Annotated in this window: 18 protein-coding genes and 1 tRNA gene; 11 read left to right on the forward strand and 8 right to left on the reverse strand. The window is 68.1% G+C overall.

Going from position 1 to position 16,667, the window contains the following annotated elements:
* Window positions 1-343: 343 nt before the first annotated feature.
* The 3 genes from AB0G15_RS21630 to AB0G15_RS21640 all read left to right on the forward strand — a co-directional run bounded on the left by AB0G15_RS21630 (window position 344) and on the right by AB0G15_RS21640 (window position 2,457).
* Entirely contained in the window at window positions 344-856 is a 513-nt protein-coding gene (locus AB0G15_RS21630) for a SigE family RNA polymerase sigma factor (RefSeq protein WP_362842432.1), read from the forward strand.
* The gene (gene mltG / locus AB0G15_RS21635) at window positions 853-1,827 is read left to right on the forward strand and encodes an endolytic transglycosylase MltG (RefSeq protein ID WP_362842434.1); all 975 of its coding nucleotides are present in this window, start codon (window positions 853-855) and stop codon (window positions 1,825-1,827) included. The genes AB0G15_RS21630 and mltG overlap by 4 nt, the downstream gene beginning before the upstream one ends.
* Before the next feature lie 279 nt (window positions 1,828-2,106).
* Window positions 2,107-2,457, forward strand: a complete 351-nt coding sequence (locus tag AB0G15_RS21640) for a hypothetical protein (RefSeq protein ID WP_362842436.1) — start codon at window positions 2,107-2,109, stop codon at window positions 2,455-2,457.
* Window positions 2,458-2,660: 203 nt separating this feature from the next.
* On the opposite strand, the gene AB0G15_RS21645 is transcribed toward AB0G15_RS21640, so the two are convergent.
* Window positions 2,661-2,957, reverse strand: coding sequence for a hypothetical protein (locus tag AB0G15_RS21645; protein WP_362842438.1), 297 nt, complete (start codon window positions 2,955-2,957; stop codon window positions 2,661-2,663).
* Window positions 2,958-3,047: 90 nt separating this feature from the next.
* On the opposite strand from AB0G15_RS21645, the gene AB0G15_RS21650 reads away from it, so the two are divergent.
* The gene (locus AB0G15_RS21650; protein WP_362842440.1) at window positions 3,048-3,203 is read left to right on the forward strand and encodes a hypothetical protein; all 156 of its coding nucleotides are present in this window, start codon (window positions 3,048-3,050) and stop codon (window positions 3,201-3,203) included.
* Window positions 3,204-3,325: 122 nt separating this feature from the next.
* Here the strand turns inward: AB0G15_RS21650 and AB0G15_RS21655 are convergent, their stop codons facing one another.
* Window positions 3,326-3,835, reverse strand: a complete 510-nt coding sequence (locus AB0G15_RS21655) for a hypothetical protein (RefSeq protein ID WP_362842443.1) — start codon at window positions 3,833-3,835, stop codon at window positions 3,326-3,328.
* A 63-nt stretch (window positions 3,836-3,898) separates the two neighbouring features.
* Between AB0G15_RS21655 and AB0G15_RS21660 the strand changes: the two genes are divergently transcribed.
* The 3 genes from AB0G15_RS21660 (at window position 3,899) to AB0G15_RS21670 (ending at window position 5,917) form a co-directional block, all read left to right on the forward strand.
* Window positions 3,899-4,336 carry a MarR family transcriptional regulator gene (locus tag AB0G15_RS21660; RefSeq protein WP_362842446.1) on the forward strand — a complete coding sequence of 146 codons (438 nt, stop codon included), beginning with the start codon at window positions 3,899-3,901 and terminating at the stop codon, window positions 4,334-4,336.
* On the forward strand, window positions 4,333-5,175 hold the full coding sequence (locus AB0G15_RS21665) for an alpha/beta hydrolase (RefSeq protein WP_362842448.1): 843 nt from the start codon (window positions 4,333-4,335) through the stop codon (window positions 5,173-5,175). Before AB0G15_RS21660 ends, AB0G15_RS21665 begins: the two co-directional genes overlap by 4 nt.
* A gap of 373 nt (window positions 5,176-5,548) precedes the next feature.
* Window positions 5,549-5,917, forward strand: coding sequence for a hypothetical protein (locus tag AB0G15_RS21670; protein WP_362842451.1), 369 nt, complete (start codon window positions 5,549-5,551; stop codon window positions 5,915-5,917).
* Window positions 5,918-6,136: 219 nt separating this feature from the next.
* Here AB0G15_RS21670 and AB0G15_RS21675 read toward each other — a convergent pair whose 3' ends face one another.
* From AB0G15_RS21675 to AB0G15_RS21685, 3 genes are all read right to left on the reverse strand, one after another.
* Window positions 6,137-6,934 carry a methyltransferase domain-containing protein gene (locus AB0G15_RS21675; RefSeq protein ID WP_362842453.1) on the reverse strand — a complete coding sequence of 266 codons (798 nt, stop codon included), beginning with the start codon at window positions 6,932-6,934 and terminating at the stop codon, window positions 6,137-6,139.
* A 281-nt stretch (window positions 6,935-7,215) separates the two neighbouring features.
* Window positions 7,216-7,304: transfer RNA gene (locus tag AB0G15_RS21680), tRNA-Ser, on the reverse strand.
* Between the two features lie 119 nt (window positions 7,305-7,423).
* A complete protein-coding gene (locus tag AB0G15_RS21685; protein ID WP_362842456.1) occupies window positions 7,424-9,811 on the reverse strand; it encodes an AAA family ATPase in 2,388 nt (795 codons plus the stop codon).
* 117 nt (window positions 9,812-9,928) lie between these two features.
* Between AB0G15_RS21685 and AB0G15_RS21690 the strand changes: the two genes are divergently transcribed.
* Both AB0G15_RS21690 and AB0G15_RS21695 read left to right on the forward strand, forming a co-directional pair.
* Complete coding sequence (locus tag AB0G15_RS21690; protein WP_362842459.1) at window positions 9,929-10,885, forward strand: NAD(P)H-quinone oxidoreductase; 957 nt, start codon at window positions 9,929-9,931, stop codon at window positions 10,883-10,885.
* Between the two features lie 4 nt (window positions 10,886-10,889).
* A complete protein-coding gene (locus AB0G15_RS21695; protein ID WP_362842461.1) occupies window positions 10,890-11,405 on the forward strand; it encodes a bacterial proteasome activator family protein in 516 nt (171 codons plus the stop codon).
* Between the two features lie 157 nt (window positions 11,406-11,562).
* On the opposite strand, the gene AB0G15_RS21700 is transcribed toward AB0G15_RS21695, so the two are convergent.
* Window positions 11,563-12,363, reverse strand: a complete 801-nt coding sequence (locus AB0G15_RS21700) for an HAD family hydrolase (protein WP_362842464.1) — start codon at window positions 12,361-12,363, stop codon at window positions 11,563-11,565.
* A gap of 237 nt (window positions 12,364-12,600) precedes the next feature.
* Here AB0G15_RS21700 and AB0G15_RS21705 point away from each other — a divergent pair, with 237 nt between their 5' ends.
* On the forward strand, window positions 12,601-12,804 hold the full coding sequence (locus AB0G15_RS21705) for a cold-shock protein (RefSeq protein WP_012886943.1): 204 nt from the start codon (window positions 12,601-12,603) through the stop codon (window positions 12,802-12,804).
* Window positions 12,805-13,138: 334 nt separating this feature from the next.
* Here the strand turns inward: AB0G15_RS21705 and AB0G15_RS21710 are convergent, their stop codons facing one another.
* Window positions 13,139-14,290, reverse strand: coding sequence for an FAD-dependent oxidoreductase (locus tag AB0G15_RS21710; protein ID WP_362842467.1), 1,152 nt, complete (start codon window positions 14,288-14,290; stop codon window positions 13,139-13,141).
* A gap of 105 nt (window positions 14,291-14,395) precedes the next feature.
* On the opposite strand from AB0G15_RS21710, the gene AB0G15_RS21715 reads away from it, so the two are divergent.
* The gene (locus AB0G15_RS21715; protein ID WP_362842470.1) at window positions 14,396-14,941 is read left to right on the forward strand and encodes a TetR family transcriptional regulator; all 546 of its coding nucleotides are present in this window, start codon (window positions 14,396-14,398) and stop codon (window positions 14,939-14,941) included.
* A 292-nt stretch (window positions 14,942-15,233) separates the two neighbouring features.
* On the opposite strand, the gene serS is transcribed toward AB0G15_RS21715, so the two are convergent.
* On the reverse strand, window positions 15,234-16,496 hold the full coding sequence (gene serS, locus AB0G15_RS21720; RefSeq protein ID WP_362842473.1) for a serine--tRNA ligase: 1,263 nt from the start codon (window positions 16,494-16,496) through the stop codon (window positions 15,234-15,236).
* Between the last annotated feature and the right edge of the window lie 171 nt (window positions 16,497-16,667).

The following is a 16,667-nucleotide window of genomic DNA, read 5'->3' on the forward strand; positions in this document are numbered from 1 at the left end:
CGATGTGAGCGTGGTTTTCCCGATCGCCTGAACCTGCCCGCGGCCGGCCGGCGTCATCCTGCCGGAGCTCGAACACCACACGCACATGCGTGGTCGGAGTGCTCTGCATCACCGCAACAGCATCACCGCAACGGGATGTCCTGCAGGGACGGATCATCCCGCCGGCGATCGTCATCCGGCAGGCAGGACCCCTGAGGAATCGGCTCGGGCTGACGCCCGCAGGTGGCGAAGGTAGATGACGCGGGCCAGGGCGTGCAGCCCTTGATGCAGATCGGTTCGGCCGTGCCGGCATAGACCGGCGTCCTGTCCGCGTCCTTGCTTGGTGACATCGCGAGGAGGACAGGTGGATCCAGGATTTGAGGCGGACTTCCGGAAGTTCGTCGTCGATCGATCAGGGGCGCTGTTCCGTACCGCGTACTTGCTGACCGGCGACCGGCACGCCGCCGAGGACCTGGTGCAGTCGGCGTTGACGAAGACAGCGGTGAAGTGGCGCAGCCTGCGCGACCCGGCGGCCATCGAGGGTTACGTCCGCCGTGTCATGTATCACGAGCAGGTGAGCTGGTGGCGGCGCCGTTCCCGCGTCGCGGAAGTGTCCACCGGATGGCTGCCCGAGCAGATCGGCGACGGGCATGCCGAAATGGTGGACCTTCGCCTGGTGATGCGCGCGGCTCTCGCCCGGCTGACACCCCGGCAGCGGACCATGCTCGTGCTGCGCTACTTCGAGGACCTGTCCGAGACCGAGATCGCGCGGCTGCTCGGTGTCAGGGTGGGATCGGTGCGCAGCCAGATCTACCGGTCGTTGGAGCGTCTGAAGAAGGCCGCCCCTGAACTGAGCACCGTGAGGGAGTTCGGATGAACATCGAGGATCTGCTGCGCGAGACCCTTTCCGACATGGCCCACGAGGAGCAGCCACCCCCACCGGGCCGGTTCTTCCCCGCCGACCGGAACCGATCCCGTCGGCGCGGCCTCGCCCTGGCGGCGGCGGCGGCCGTAACAGTGATGGCGGTCGGATCCACGCTCGTGGTCCAGGGGTTGTCCTCTCCGGCGGCGGCCCCCAAGGACTTCACCGGGCGGGGCTCCGGCGAGACTCCTGCGGAGACCCGGCAGGGGCAGACCACCCTGACCGTGACCACCCTGACCGTGAAAGAAGGACAGCGGCTCACGCAGATCTTGAAGCAGCTGTCGACCGCCACCGGCAGACCGCTCGCGGAGTTCGAGCGGGCGGCCAAGGACGGCGAGGCGCTTGGCCTTCCGGCCTACGCCAAGGGCGGGCTGGAAGGATTCCCCTTCCCCGGAACCTACGAGGTCTCACCCACGTCGAGCCCCGACGAACTCCTCGCCGCGACGGTGACACGCTTCAACCGCGCCGCCCAGGACAGCGACCTGGTGGCCGGTGCCGGGCGTGTCGGCCGTACGCCACTCGAGATCCTGACCATCGCCAGCATCGTCCAGGCCGAGTCGACCGACAAGCGCGACATGCCCAAGATCGCGCGGGTCATCCACAACCGGCTGAACCACACGCCCGAGATGAAGCTGTCCCTGGACAGCACGGTCATGTACGGCCTGAACAAGTTCGGCGCGAAGGTCTCGAACGAGGATCTCAGGAGCAGGTCGCCGTACAACACCTATGCGCACCTCGGCCTGCCGCCCGGTCCCATCTGCAGCCCGGGCGCCGACGCCATCGAAGCTGCTCTGAAGCCGGCCGCCGGGCCCTGGCTGTACTTCGTGAAGACCGATCGGGAGAAGGGCATCACGAAGTTCGCCGCCTCCGAATCCGAGTTCCTCAAGCTGGTCGAGGAATTCAAGAAGAACCGCAGGACCGGGTGATGGAGCGGCTCGCCGCAGTCCTCGGCTCATCAGTTCTCGGTTCATCGGTGGGGCGCGCTCCCTCTCCCCGTACCTTCACTGGGTCGCGATGACGCTCTGAACCGCGCCGGAACAGACCGAAACCTCCGGTGATCCCGGCGCGGTTCATCTTCACCCGCCCCTGTTTCGCCGGTCTCCGCCCGGCCGAGGCACTCAGGCTCCGCAAGCAGGACCTTGATGATCCCGCTTTTGCACTCCCCCCGGGGCGAAGGATTCGAGCATCTACGCCTGGATGCGATCGTGAGCCTGGAGATCGGCTGGTTTCTCACGGTCCCGGTCTCACTGGTGGCCGGAGTCTTGTGGGCCGGCTTCTTCAGCAAGCGGCCCCGGCCGGCGCCTCCGGGCTTCGTCCTGGGAGGGATCACCGTCGCGTTCGGATCTCTGGTCCTGTCCCAGGCAATGGCCGCGTCACGATGGCTCAACAGCTCACCCGCCGGAGTCGGCGATCCGGACGGCGAATACGTCATGATGGCGTTCGCCGAGCTTTCGGGAGTGGTGGCCTTGCTCATCGGCGCGGTGATCCTGATCAGTCGGGGCGCCGCCGTTCAGCGTTCCCGGAAAATGGACGTTCCGGCCCTCATGAACCACTGATCAACAGAGAACAGAGCGGACGCGGGAAGCCTGAGTTCCTGGCGTTCTATCTTCAAAAACGAACGTCGATCTTGCCCGACCCGCGAAAAAACGACCCATCGCAATGATTGTGTTCCCTGTGGCTGCCCCCTTTCTGCCGGGCACGTCGTCAAGCTTCCGGCCCCTTCCTTCGTTTACTTCTGTCGTAGCACACCGCTCCGCGTTCACCCCTGATGCCGGCTCTGTCTACGCTCGACGACTGCACAGACGAGAGCCGCGATCAGCATCCCGAATCCCGCCTTCACCGCGGTGTCAAGCGTCTCAGGGCCCGCAGAGAAGCCGCGACCAAAGATCTGAACCACACCTACCAGCGGCAGGAGGAGCAACACGACGCCACTGGCGAGAAATCCTCTACGGAAGATCCCGGTCGCGTCATCCGGGTTCAGAAAGGCGCGATACGCCGCATGGCCAAGAGCCACCAACGGGAGCAGCACCAAAAGACTGTCGAAGAGGTCCGTCACGACGGATGATCGTATAGCAGCACGGCGGTGCAGGGAAGCGAGCGCCAAATACTGGAGGAATACTGGAATACGTCACGTAAAAGCCGACCGATGTCGCTGACACTTGCCGCAGAGTTCGACATCGACAGGAAAAACATTTTGAATTGGTCGCGCGGTAAGACCCGAGTCTACGCGGGCGACCCCACAGGGGAGGTTATGAGCGATCCAGACGCCGATACGGTGAATCTGCCACAGACACTGTTCTGAAGTCGCACTGCCCTCTAGATCTGAACCTCATTCTGAAACCGTCAGAGCGGCGTGAGCGGAGACACGAAGGGACCCCGAGCAGCACCGGGGCCCTTCTGGGGACCTGTCGGTGTCGGCAGGGCTCAAGCCGCTCGGCGACTCATGACGAGGTCCGCGATGATACGAACCGGCAGGCGCAACGTCTGACCATGCGTCCGAAACAGGGCATCACGGGAGCTGAAATACCCCAGATCGAACAGGACGTGGCCCGATAGATCGCAGGACGAGCAGGTCACACCGTCCCAGTCCACGGCGGTACGAGCCACCGCGTCGAAGAGCGTCTCACCACCGGCATTGGTGAACCCGCCTCCCCCCTGCAACGCGCTCAGATCACCGTAGAGTTCGGAGACGGTCACCCACTGGCCGCCGAGCAGGAACTCCGGCCAGGCGAGCACTATCTGATGCGGGATCAACGCCTGTAACCGAGGAAATCGCGGATGCCGGAAACGCCCGTCCACCAGCAGTCCTCTGACCCGGCTGGCGATCCCGCCGGCCCGCGCCACCGCTTCCAGAATCGCCAGCCGCTGGCTGCATCTTCGGCACGGTCCGGTCGTAGGTGTCGATTGCGGCGGCTTGCGACTCACGGTCACCACCCGGAGAGTGAACCGGTCCCGGCTATAACTTGCATTCCTAAGTTAGGATGTTAAGTTAACACGGTGGAACGAAATTTGAGCCTCAACCTGCATGTGCTCACCGCCCGCCTGGACCGGGCGGGCGACCGGATCCTGCGGGCGGAGTACAACGTGTCCTACAGCCGTTTCCTGGCGCTCACCCTGGTAGGGGAGCTGGGCGCCTCGACGCAACGGGCCCTTGCCGACGCCCTCGGTGTGACCGAGCCGTCGGTGAGCCGCATGACCGCCGTCCTTGCCGCCGAAGGATTTCTCGACGTCCAGCCCGACCCTGCCGGGGGGCACCGCCGACAACTGAGCCTCACGAACAAGGGAAAGCAGCTGGTGGCCTCGGCCCAGCAGGGCCTTGAAGACCGGCTGGCCGCACTCGTCGCGCACAGCGGCGTGTCGTACGCCGAGTACGCCGAGCGCACCGCGCAACTACTGGCCACGTTCGACCGCCTGGAACGAGAAAGAACCAAATGAATCAGGGCATCCAGACCTCACCGGCACACCAGCGCACCGTCTCCTCGGCCGACGGTACGCCGATCAGCTATCAGACGATGGGCGCCGGGCCGGGCCTCATCGTGCTCGGCGGCAGCCTGCGCACCTCGGAGGACTACTTGCCGTTGGCCTCCGTGCTGGCCCGCTCCTTCACGGTGAACGTGGTCGACCGGCGAGGACGCGGCGCCAGCGGTCCTCAGGGGCCCCAGTACGCCCTGGGAAAGGAAGTAGAAGACCTCCTCGCCGTCCAGGCGGAGACCGGAGCGCGGCTGGCGTTCGGTCACAGCTACGGCGCACTCGTCATCCTTGAGACTGCACGCTCGTTCCAGCTGTTTGACCGCATCGCGGTTTATGAGCCCGGAGTGCCCGTCGCTCCCGTCCCCACCGGCTGGATGGCCCCGTACCGGGAACGGCTGGCCGCGGACGATCCCTACGGCGCGTTCGTTCACTTCATCCAAGGCTCGGGCGGCGCGCCGGCCTTCATGACCAAGATGCCGTACTGGTATCTGCGCATGGCGATGCGTGTGGGCTTCCGCGGCCCGAGCTGGCAGCGGATGCGGCCCCTTCTGGGGGCCTGCCTGGCCGAGCACGAGCAGCTCGCAGCCCAGCAGGGCAGGCTCGCCGAGTTCGCGGCCGTCACCGCTTCGGTGCTGCTCCTTTGCGGGAACCGCACCGCGCGCGCCAGCAGAGCCGAGTTCGACGCTATCCGCGACACCCTTCCCAACGCCACACTCGAAACCTTGAACGGCCTCAACCATTTCGGGCCGGAAGGGAAAACAGCCCCGGTTGTGGCCGAGCGGGCCGTGGCCTTCCTCCTTTGAGGGTTCAGCTAAGCGGTCTCGCGATCCTTCCGCAGTCGGCGTCACCCCGTGGTCCGTCGCACCACGCTCAACCTGTCCGCCGTATTAGAGCGGTTCAGCCCCGCAAGGCCGGTCTTTCCTAGGGCATTCGTCAGCTGTGTCATGGGACAGCAACGTCAAGCATGTCGTGGGACTAGACACTTAGGTCGCGCTCAACCGACGCACCGTTGCTCAGGGCGGGCTCCGCAAGCAGGACTGCCACCTTCCCGCGACGGGCTGGGGGCGGTTCGTCCTGGCCAAGTCCAAGCCGCAGACGAACAAGAAGTGGACCGACAGCGGTGAGGGTCACGATGATCGGGGCCTGAAGCACCGGGCCGAGAACGAGGGCCGTCCCGTGCCGATCCCGCCCGAGCTGGTGGGCATCCTGCGCGAGCACATCGAAGAGTTCGGCGTCCACGAGGACGGTCGGCTGTTCCGTAGCTCTCGCGGTGGTGTGATCTCCATCGGGACCTACTGCGAGGTGTGGAAGGCGGCGCGGACCTTCGCTCTGACTCCCGAACAGCAGGTCTCACCCCTGGCTGCCCGACCGTATGACCTGCGCCATGCGGCGGTGTCCCTGTGGCTCAATGCCGGGGTGGCGGCTCCCGACGTGGCCGAGCGAGCGGGGCACGGGGTGGATGTGCTGCTCAAGGTCTACGCCAAGTGCATCGACGGGGGCGCGGAAATCGCCAACCAGAGGATTGAGGATGCGCTGGCGGCGTGAGTCCACCGGTTACGGTGAGAGGGTCTCGGTCATCCGGGGCCCTCTCTTTTTTTCCCGGCTGAGCTGGGCGAACGTGGCCGGTTGTCCCGTCCGGGCGTAGTAGTTGTACTGGTTAGTCTGACCTGCTGAATGTCAAGTGGTTCCGAACGACGGATGCTCTATTGTCCGGAGTAACTCTGCACTTTCGGTGTGCTCTTTTGCTCTGGACCCACCTCCAGGTCACAGGCGTCGGCCGATTGTGAGGACAGCCGACCAGTGGCGGGTGAGTCGTCCATCCGGGCGTGCGGCGAGGCGGCGGCGTATCTCACGGTAGAGGTGTTCACTCTTGGCCGGCTCCATGGCGATGTGGCCGGAGAACGTGTTGAGCAGAGCGATGTATTCGTCTGCTGTGTAGCGCAGAGCCCATACGTAGAGCTTCGTTCCGACCACGGTGAAGTGCCCGGAGGCCTCGAACTCGGCGGCCATGGGGTCGGGTTGGTCCTCGGGTGGTGGCGGGGGCCACGGACCGTCATGGCCTTCGCCGATCTCCTCATAGACCTTCTGGATCTCGGTGAAGAACGGGTCGAAGCCTGCCGGCATTGCGTGGTCGGCGTTCCATACGGCCAAGTGGCCGCCCGGGGCGAGCAGAGCAGCTGCCTTCGCGTACTTGACCTCCGGGTCCACCCATTTCCACGCCGTGGCCGCGTATAGAAGATCGAAGTGAGCTCCAGCCGGTGGCTGCCAGCCTTCGAATGACGACGTGATCACGGAAACGTCGGAGAATTCAGTGAGGCGGTGCCGTGCTTCTGCTGCCAAGGCATCGCCGAGTTCGACCGCGGTGATCCGGAAGCCCATCCGTGCCAAGGGCAGCGTGGCCTTCCCCGGGCCGCACCCGACCTCCAGCAGGTGCGCGGGGGGCGTGACCCCTGTAATCGCCAGCAGATCGGAATACAACTCGTCCGGGTAATCAGGGCGCGCGTCTTGATAGGAGGCAGCCGCTCTGTCAAAGGTGGCTCGAAGCCGAAGATCACGAGACATGATCCAATCCTGACGGTGTGGCAACGCCACTGTCACCTGCTTACCTTCCTCTGTTAGATCTCTCCTGTCGCAGGGTCAGTGTGGATGTCGCAGTGGCGATCGCAGGGTTGGTCCGGACGTCGCAAGGTTCGCGCGGACAGGACACCGGGCTCATCCCACAGATATCCCACGACCAGCGACATGTGGCCGCTCAGAGCGGCATACGGCTGCACAGCCCGGAAACGATCAACGGCGCCTCACCGAGGCCAAGTGCCTGGTCAGACGCCGTTTGCGATGCTCAGCGGAGAGCGTGGGATTCGAACCCACGAGACCGGTCACCCGGCCTAGCGGTTTTCAAGACCGCCGCCATCGTCCACTAGGCGAGCTCTCCTGGTGACACGTCCGGAGAACGCGTCAGATTGCACCCTAGTCTCTCATTGACCCGGGCGTGCCCTGACCCGGCGGGCGCCACGTCTCCGAATCGGAGACGTGGCGCCCGCCGGGTGCGGATCAGGGTTGGGGACCGGCGAAACCGTCGCCGACCGAGGCGGCCAGGCGGAGGTAGGACTCGCGGGTACCGGGCTGGAGCCTTTCAAGGTCGATCTCCGCGCCCTCCTCGAGGTGCGGGTCGTAGGGGACGCGGATGACGGCGCGGCAGCGGGCCGCGAAGTGGGCTTCCAGGCGGTCGAGGTCGACGGTCGACTTCGAGCGGGGGCGGACGCTGCACAGCACCACGGTCGCGGAGCGGACGAGCTCCTCGTAGTGGTGGGCCTCCAGCCAGTCGAGGGTCGCCGAGGCGGCGCGGGCGCCGTCCACGGAGGGGGAGCTGACCAGGACGAGCTGGTCGGCCAAGCCGAGCACGCCGGACATGGCCGAGTGGAGCAGGCCGGTGCCGCAGTCGGTGATGCAGATCGAGTAGAAGTTCTCCAGCACCTGGGAGACCGACTGGTAGTCGGCCGCGCTGAAGGCCTCGGACACCGACGGGTCACGGTCGGAGGCGAGGATCTCCAGGCGCGACGGGGCCTGGGAGGTGAAGGCCCGGATGTCCACGTACCTCTTGATCTGCTGCCGCTCGTTGAGCAGGTCGCGGACGGTCGCGGAGGTTTCGAGCTCGACCTTGTCCGACAGGGTGCCCCGGTCGGGGTTGGCGTCGACCGCGATGACCCGGTCACCGCGTACCTGGGCCAGCGTGGCGCCGAGGCCGACCGTGGTCGTGGTCTTGCCGACACCGCCCTTGAGGCTGAGTACGGCGACACGGTGGTGGCCGGTGGCCACCGGGGTGCGTGCGCGGCCGACCAGCTCCCTTCGGCGACGGACCTCCGGGGACTCGCCGGGCTTGATCAGCCCGGCCGACGCCTTGTAGACCAGCTTCCGCCAGCCCCCGGCGGGCGCGTTGCGACGGCCCCTCAGCAGCGACTCCGGATCCAGGCTGTCGGCGGACTGCCGGGGAGCCGTGCCCGGAGGCTGCTGCCTGGCCGGTGCGCCGAAGGCGGGCGCCGGAGCCGTCTGGCGGCGGCGTGCCTGGTACGGCTCCCGCACGGGTTCGGCCGCGTCCCGGCCCGGCGCGAAGGGACTCTCCCGTTCCGCGCGTTCCTGGGACGGGTCCCGCTCCGGGGCGGGGGGCGCGTCCCGGCCCGGCGCGAAGGCCGTGGGGCCGGAGAAGGCCGCGAACCCGGAAGAACCAGAAGGGGGCGGAGCCGAGCTGGAACGCTCCGTGCCGAAGGAGCCACGGGAGCCGGGGGCGGTGTCCGTGCCGAAGGAGCCCGAAGAGGACTCCGGGCCGAACGCGCCCGAGGTCGCGGGACGCTCCGGCGCCGCGGCCGGTTCCGGCCTGTCGGTGCCGAAGGAATCGGGAGCCCGGAACGACTCGGCGGGCTCGGGCCTGGGCTCGGAACCGGACGCGGGGACGGGCGCCGGAACGGGTTCGAAGCGATCCGAGTCGGGTTCGAAGCGCTCGGGCGCCTGCCTGGGCGGCTCCTTCACCGCCGACGTCACCGTGGACTCGAAGGACTCGAAGGACTCGAAGGGTTCGAAGATCGTACGGTCGCGGTCGTGCTCGGCACCGGTGGCGGGGAAGCGGTCGGCCTCCGCGGCACCTGACGAGAACCGGTCGTCACCGTCGGACGTACCGGACGTGCCGGACCCGATCGTGCCGGACGCGGACCGGTCGGCCTCGGCGGTTCCGGCGGAGAAGTCTCCGCCGGCCGAGGAGAAGTCCTTGCCGCCCGAGGTGGAGCGCGTGCCGCCGCTCCCGAAGGAGAAGCGGTCGGAGTCCGTACCGCCGAACTCCGTGCCGCCGAAGGTGAACCGCTCGGTGTCCGAGGACGACGGCTTGAGCGGCTCCAGGTCGGAGGGCTCGGCCGGGTCGGAGGCGGAGGCGGGAGGCGTGAAGGGTTCGGCCGGCTCCGCCTGGCGCTTGGGTTGCTCGAACAACCCGCGGGACGGCTCCTGGGCGGGCGCCGCGAACGGGGTGCGAAGGTGCGGCTCGGTGAAGTCGGCGACACCGTGGTCGCCGGTGTCGCCCTGCTCCTGGCGCGGCAGCGGCTTGAGCGGCGCGAGGAAGCCGTCGTTGTCCTGCTTGCCGGATGCCGGAGCGGGCACGGTGAAGGAGCTCACCGTGTCGGAGGCCTCCATCCACTCGGCCGCGTCGGCGTCCTCCACCGGAGGGTCGGCGACCGGGTGAGCCGAGTCGACGGCCGCGCGGAACAGCGGCGAGGACGTCGTGTCGGGCTCGGTCGGGACCAGACTCCAGGGGTCCTTCGGGTACGGCGAGACGACGGCGTCGTCCACCGCGCCGGCCTTCACCGCCAGGGCGGGCGCCTCCTCCTCCTGCTCCTTGATGGCGTCGAGCCATGCGAGCTGTTCCTCGAGAGATTCCTCACGATCGTGTCTTGCCACCGTGTTCCCCCTCGGGATGGGCATAAAAGGGCAGCAAACACATAGCAGGTTAACGCCCTGTGTTCCTGTCAACGCGAGCAACCACCAAGTTGGGGCTCAGCGGATACCTTTGATCACATGCGCGCCATCGTGATCGATAAACCAGGTGGACCGGAAGTGCTGACGTGGCGGGAGGTTCCCGATCCGCTGCCCGAACGCGGCGAAGTCATCATCGACGTGGCCGCCTCCGCGGTCAACAGGGCCGACGCGCTGCAGCGCCAGGGGCTCTACGACCCGCCCCCCGGCGCCTCGCCGTACCCGGGCATGGAGTGCTCCGGCGTGGTCGAGGCGGTGGGTCCGGACGTCGAGGGGTTCGCGCCCGGTGACCGGGTGTGCGCGCTGCTCAGCGGCGGCGGGTACGCGGAGAAGGTCGCCGTTCCCTGGCAGCAGGTCATGCGCGTGCCGGAGGGCGTCGACCTGGTCGAGGCCGCCGGGCTCCCCGAGGTGGCCTGCACGGTCTGGTCCAACGTCTTCATGACCGCGCGCCTGCGGAAGGGCGAGACCCTCCTCGTGCACGGCGGTGCCAGCGGGATCGGCACGATGGCCGTGCAGCTGGCGAAGGCGTTCGGCTCGCGCGTGATCGTCACCGCCGGGTCCCCCGAGAAGATCGACCGCTGCCTGGAGCTGGGCGCCGACGAGGGGATCGACTACCGGCGGGAGGACTTCTCGGAGAAGGTCAAGGCCGACGTGGTCCTCGACATCATGGGCGGCAAATATCTTCCGGGGAACATCAGGGTTCTCAAGACGGGCGGCCGGCTGGTCGTGATCGGCCTGCAGGGCGGCGCGAAGGGCGAGCTGAACCTGGGAGCCCTGCTCGCGAAGCGGGCCTCGGTGCACGGCACCACGCTGCGTTCCCGGTCCGTCGACGAGAAGGGGGCGATCGTGCGCGGGGTCGTGGACAACGTCTGGCCCCTGCTCGACGCCGGGGCCATCCGGCCCGTGGTGCACGCCCGGGTGCCGATGAGCGACGCGGCCGAGGCCCACCGCATCCTGGAGTCCGGAGAACACATCGGGAAAATCCTGCTAGTAAGTTGAGGCTATGAACGCTGAGGAGAGCACTCCGCACATCGTGGTCGTGGGTCCCCAGGGCTCCCAGGGCGAGGAGGACGGTGAGAGCCGGTCGATCGCCGACCTCGTCGAGCAGCCCGCCAAGGTGATGCGCATCGGCAGCATGATCCGCCAGCTCCTCGAGGAGGTCCGGGCGGCTCCGCTGGACGAGGCCAGCCGCAAGCGGCTCAAGGAGATCCACCAGAGTTCCATCAAGGAGCTCGAAGACGGTCTGGCACCGGAACTCGTCGAGGAGCTGGAACGGCTCTCGCTGCCGTTCACCGAGGACGTCAACGGCACCCCGCCCAGCGAGGCGGAGCTCCGGGTCGCCCACGCGCAGCTGGTCGGCTGGCTCGAGGGACTGTTCCACGGCATACAGACCACGTTGTTCGCCCAGCAGATGGCGGCTCGCGCCCAGCTGGAGAACATGCGCAGGGCTCTGCCCGGCGGCATGTCCCTCCAGCAGCAGGAGGGCTCCCCCGGCGGCAACGCGGGCCCCTACCTGTGACGAGGAACCCGCACGATCTGTGAGGCCCCCGCACGACACCCGCCGGCCCGCCGAGGGGCGTGGCGAGGGCTCGCGAACCGGGCGGAGAGTACGGCGGACGCCGTCGGCTCCCCGATCGTGAAACTTTCACCGGGCTTTCCGAGGGCTCGCGAGCCCGTCACGATCTGTAGAGCTCCTCAAGAACCCCGGCGACCCCGTCGTCGTTGTTGGCCGCGGTCACGTGATCGACCGCGGCCAGCACCTCCGGGTGGGCGTTGGCGACGGCGTACGAGACTCCGGCCCACCGGAGCATCGGAAGGTCGTTGGGCATGTCGCCGAAGGCGATCACGTCCTCGGCCACGATGCCGAGCGTCATGGCCAGGTGGGACAGCGCCGATGCCTTCGTCACGCCGTGCGCGCTCATCTCGATCAGTGCCCGGCCGCTGGAATGGGTGGGGGTGACCAGGTCGCCGACCAGCCCATAAACCGCCGCGTGGAGGATGTCGGGGTCCATTCTGGGATGTAGTGCCAGAAGTTTGGCGCAGGGCCGCGAGGTGAGCTTCTCCGTTCCGACGCGGCGTCCGCCGACCGCCTTGCTGTCCCATCCTCCGAGACGAAAGTCCGATTCGTGGGCGAATCCGCCCTCGTATTCCACAGAGAACGCGAGGTCGGGAACCTTTTCGCGCAGACGCCTCACCACCTCTTCAAGCACGTCCGGGTGGATGAGGTGGGATTTGACGATCTGCTCACTGTGCAGGTCGTAGACGAGGGCTCCGTTGGCGCATATGGCCAGTCCTCGATGGCGTACGGCTCCCGCGACCATGTGCATCCAGCGAGGTGGCCGGCCGGTCACGAAGACCAGCGTGGCCCCGGCGTTCTCCACAAGCGAAAAAGCCGCGGCCGTACGGGGGGAGACGGTGCCGTCCGAGCGCAGAGCGGTGCCGTCGAGGTCGGTGGCGACCAGCCTGGGGCTTTGCATAACACGTCCCAGTGTGCACTGTGATGGCCGACGTGTCGGCCCCAGGGATCCGGTCCGAGGAATCTTCCTCATGGCGGGAACACGCCTGCGCCGGATAGTGTTAGATGTGATGGCGTTGTATTAGCTGAATCCCGTTGTGAAAACCAGTTTGACTGAGCCACCCCGGGGCCCGCTGTACGACACATGGGGTTCATGAGGTGTGAATCCCAAAGTTTCAAATCCTGAGGGAGAGCTTTAATGGCTCAGGGAACCGTCAAGTGGTTCAACGCTGAAAAGGGCTTCGGCTTCATCGCACCGGACGGCGGTGCACCGGACGTGTTCGTGCACTTCTCCGAGATCCAGGGCAACGGCTACCGTAGCCTCGAAGACGGCCAGCGGGTCGAGTTCGAGATCACCCAGGGCCAGAAGGGCCCGCAGGCCTCGCAGGTCCGCGCCGTCTGACGCATAGACCTCTTGGTTGAACCGGAAGGCGGGGTTCGTTTCCAGCGAACCCCGCCTTCTACCTTTCACCGGTCCTCCGGGACCTTCCAGGACGTCCCGCCTTCCAGGGCACCCCGGCAGACCGGACCCGGCTTCCGGCGGCCCGGACCCGGCCTGATCCCCGGAACGCTCCGGCGGCCCGGACCCGGTCTGATCCCCTGAGCACTCCGGCAGACCGGACCCGGCCTGATCCGCCGCAGGTTCCGCCCCGCTGCCGCCCGCGAGGACCGCTCGGCTCCCTTTGAGGACACCGGGCCGGCCGCCTCCGAGGACATCGGGCCGGGACCCGAGGGCCTCACCGGTAGACCAGGCCCGAGAGCCGCCAGGCGAGTCGCCGGCGGAAGGCCGGGCTGAGCGCCAGGAGTCGCAGGACCAGGTTCCTGAGCGGTCGCAGGCGCCTGTTCGTGTTGGCCAGCCCGGAGAGCCGACCGGCGAAGGCGACGACCTGGAGGGCGATGGGGCGACGGGCGGCGGTGTAGCGGTCCAGCGCCTCCTGCCCGCCCTTGAGAGCGATCGTGAGGGCTTCGGCCAGGACGACGGCGTCCTGGATCCCGATGTTCATCCCCTGCCCTCCCGCGGGACTGTGGACGTGCGCGGCGTCACCGGCGAGCAGGACCCGCCCGGCGCGGAACGTACGGGCCACGCGGTGGTGGATGCGAAAGCGCGATCCCCAGACGACCTCGCCGACCACGGCGCGCTCCTTGCGGGGGCCCCGGGCGTCCAGCAACCCCTGGACGAAGGCCACGTCGGGGATGGGGGGCGCCTCGTCCACGGTTGAGACGATCCTGTGGGTGCCGTCGGGCAGCGGTGCGATCACGACCAGCCCGGCGGGCGAGAAGTAGAGGACGACCTCGTCACGGGGCACGCCGCCGGTGAGGCGCACGTCGGCCAGGCTGAACGACTCCGCGTACTGACCACCCTCGAACGCGACTCCCACCTGCTCACGGACCGTGCTGTGCATGCCGTCGGCGCCGACGAGGTACTTCGCGGTGACGACCGCGCCCCCGGAGAGGCGCGCGGTCACCCCCTCGTCGTCCTGGGTGAGGCTTTCCAGGGTGTACGGCCTGGCGACACGTCCGCCCAGCTCGGCGAGGCGCTCCAGCAGCACCCGCTCGGTCACGGCCTGGGAGACCATCAGCGTGTACGGGTAGCGGGTCGGGAGCCGGTCGAAGCCGACGGGCACCAGGATCCTGTCGCGGTCCCTGATCGTGAACCGCCGGGCGTGGATGCCCAGGGCCGCCAGGCGCGCGGAGACTCCGAGACCCTCGAGGACCTCCAGCGTCCTGGCGTGCACGACGGCGGCTCGCGAGGTGTTGTCACCGGCCGCCTGGTCGTCGACGACGGTCACGTCGAACCCCTGCGCGGCGAGGTGGACGGCGGCGGTGAGGCCGGTCGGGCCCGCGCCGACGACGAGAACGTCCGTGGTCGCGGGAAGCGTGGGGAGCATTTCATCCTCCTTGAGTATGCCAACGCTTGTTGGTCAACGCTCGTTGGCATAACTGTGCATCTTCGCCCTGGCGATGTCAACAGCTGTTGGCCTACAGTTGTTGGCATGCGGAGAACCTCGGAGGACACCAAGGCCGCGATCCTGGTCGCGGCACGCGAGCGTTTCGCGGCGGACGGGTACGAGCGGGCCACCATCCGGGCCATAGCCTCGGACGCGGGCATCGACCCGTCCATGGTCATGCGCTACTACGGCAACAAGGACGGGCTCTTCGCCGCCGCGGCGGACGTCGACCTCAGATTCCCGGATCTGACGGCGATCCCCCGGGAGGAAGTGGGCAGGACCCTCGTCGCGCACTTCCTCGACCGCTGGGAGGACGACGAGGGCATGATGATCCTGCTCCGTACCGGGGTCACCAACGAGGGCGCCGCCGAGCGCATGCGCGAGATCTTCGCCGCCCAGCTCGGTCCCCTCGTCGCCCGCCTCAGCGCCGATCCCGCCCAGGCCGCGCTCCGGGCGGGGCTCACCGCCACCCAGGTCCTCGGCATGGCCCTGTGCCGCTACGTCCTGCGCCTGCCGCCCGTGGTGGCCATGTCCCGGGAGGAGATCGTCGACTGGCTCGGCCCCACGGTCCAGCGCTACCTCGCCGAGTGAGCGGAACGGCGAGACGGGCGGAACGGGCGGCGAGGTGGGCGGAAGGGGCGAGGCCGACGGGCCGGGCGGGAGGATCCGCCCGGTGCCGGAGCGTGCGAGTCGCTCGGGTTCCGGGACACGCCTCGGTCACGAATGCCGCCGGCCCCGAACCATGCCCCGTCGCGGCGGATCCGGAGGAGGCGGAGGAGCGTCCGGCGTGAACGCGGTGGTCCGGCGAGCTCGTAGTGAGGGCCCCGCCGCGCGGCGGGGCCCTCACTACGAGCTCGCGTGCCTCGCCACGAGCGGGGCGGGCCTACTTGACGGGTTCGAGCACGTCGAGGCCGACGTACGGGCGCAGGGCCTTGGGGAGCACGACGGAGCCGTCGGCCTGCTGGTGGTTCTCCAGGATCGCGACGATCCAGCGGGTGGTGGCCAGCGTGCCGTTCAGGGTGGCCACGTGCTGGGGCTTGCCGCCGGAGTCGCGGAAGCGGACGCCGAGGCGGCGGGCCTGGAAGTCGGTGCAGTTGGAGGTCGAGGTGAGCTCGCGGTAGCGGCCCTGGCTGGGCACCCACGCCTCGCAGTCGAACTTCCGCGCGGCCGACGACCCCAGGTCTCCGGCCGCGGTGTCGATCACCCGGTAGGGCAGCTCGACCTTGGCCAGCATCTCCTTCTCCCAGTCGAGCAGGCGCAGGTGCTCGGCGTGCGCCTCCTCGGGGCGCACGTAGGAGAACATCTCGACCTTGTCGAACTGGTGGACCCGGATGATGCCACGCGTGTCCTTGCCGTACGAGCCCGCCTCGCGGCGGAAGCACGAGGACCATCCCGCGTAGCGGTGCGGGAGCGCGGAGCCGTCCAGGATCTCGTCACCGTGGTAGGCCGCCATCGGCACCTCGCTCGTGCCGACCAGGAACAGGTCGTCGTCGGGCAGGTGGTAGACCTCGCTGGCGTGGGCGCCGAGGAAACCGGTGCCCTTCATCGACTCCGGCTTGACCAGCACGGGCGTGATCATCGGGATGAAGCCCGCCTCGATCGCCTGCTGCATGGCCATGTTGAGCAGCCCGAGCTGCAACCGCGCGCCGGCGCCCTTCAGGAAGAAGAACCGCGAGCCCGAGACCTTCGCGCCGCGCTCCATGTCGATCGCGCCGAGCAGCTCGCCCAGCGCCAGATGGTCCTTGGGCTCGAAGTCGAAGGACGGCTTCTCGCCGATCTCCTCCAGCACGACGTAGTCGTCCTCGCCGCCGGCGGGAGCCCCCTCCTCCACGAGGTTGGGCACCGTGTAGAGCAGCTCGTCGAGCTCGGCGCCGAGCCTCTCCGCCTCGGCCTCGGCGGACTTGACCTGCGAGGAGAGATCCTTCGCCCGCTCCAGCAGGGTGGCCTTCTCCTCCCCTGAGGCACGGGAGACCGACTTGCCGACGGTTTTCTGCTCGGCGCGGAGCGTCTCGAAGCGGCTCAGCGCGCCGCGCCGCCGCTCGTCGAGGTCGAGCAGCGTGTCGACGACAGAGTCGTCCTCACCGCGGGCACGCTGCGACGCCCGTAGCCGGTCGGGATCCTCACGAAGGGTACGCAGGTCAATCACAGCCACAAGGCTACCGATGTACGGCTCGCGTCCGCGCCCGGATTACCCGGCCCGCCCCCGGTGGGGGCGACGAGCCGGCCGCGGCATCCGTTTCCGCCCGCCGGGACGCCTTCGGCGGGCGCGCCCCGGCACCGTCCCAGAACCGGGCACCGGCTCGCGGGCCGGGTGACG

It is taken from the genome of Streptosporangium sp. NPDC023825, from assembly GCF_040639575.1.
Classification (GTDB): Bacteria; Actinomycetota; Actinomycetes; order Streptosporangiales; family Streptosporangiaceae; genus Streptosporangium.

Bases quoted from the DNA above. Each gene is read 5' to 3' on its own strand.
- mltG (WP_362842434.1), top strand. From the start codon at position 853: ATGAACATCGAGGATCTGCTGCGCGAGACCCTTTCCGACATGGCCCAC.
- AB0G15_RS21650 (WP_362842440.1), top strand. From the start codon at position 3,048: ATGTCGCTGACACTTGCCGCAGAGTTCGACATCGACAGGAAAAACATT.
- AB0G15_RS21665 (WP_362842448.1), top strand. From the start codon at position 4,333: ATGAATCAGGGCATCCAGACCTCACCGGCACACCAGCGCACCGTCTCC.
- AB0G15_RS21675 (WP_362842453.1), bottom strand. From the start codon at position 6,934: ATGTCTCGTGATCTTCGGCTTCGAGCCACCTTTGACAGAGCGGCTGCC.
- AB0G15_RS21690 (WP_362842459.1), top strand. From the start codon at position 9,929: ATGCGCGCCATCGTGATCGATAAACCAGGTGGACCGGAAGTGCTGACG.
- AB0G15_RS21695 (WP_362842461.1), top strand. From the start codon at position 10,890: ATGAACGCTGAGGAGAGCACTCCGCACATCGTGGTCGTGGGTCCCCAG.
- AB0G15_RS21700 (WP_362842464.1), bottom strand. From the start codon at position 12,363: ATGCAAAGCCCCAGGCTGGTCGCCACCGACCTCGACGGCACCGCTCTG.
- AB0G15_RS21705 (WP_012886943.1), top strand. From the start codon at position 12,601: ATGGCTCAGGGAACCGTCAAGTGGTTCAACGCTGAAAAGGGCTTCGGC.
- AB0G15_RS21710 (WP_362842467.1), bottom strand. From the start codon at position 14,290: ATGCTCCCCACGCTTCCCGCGACCACGGACGTTCTCGTCGTCGGCGCG.
- AB0G15_RS21715 (WP_362842470.1), top strand. From the start codon at position 14,396: ATGCGGAGAACCTCGGAGGACACCAAGGCCGCGATCCTGGTCGCGGCA.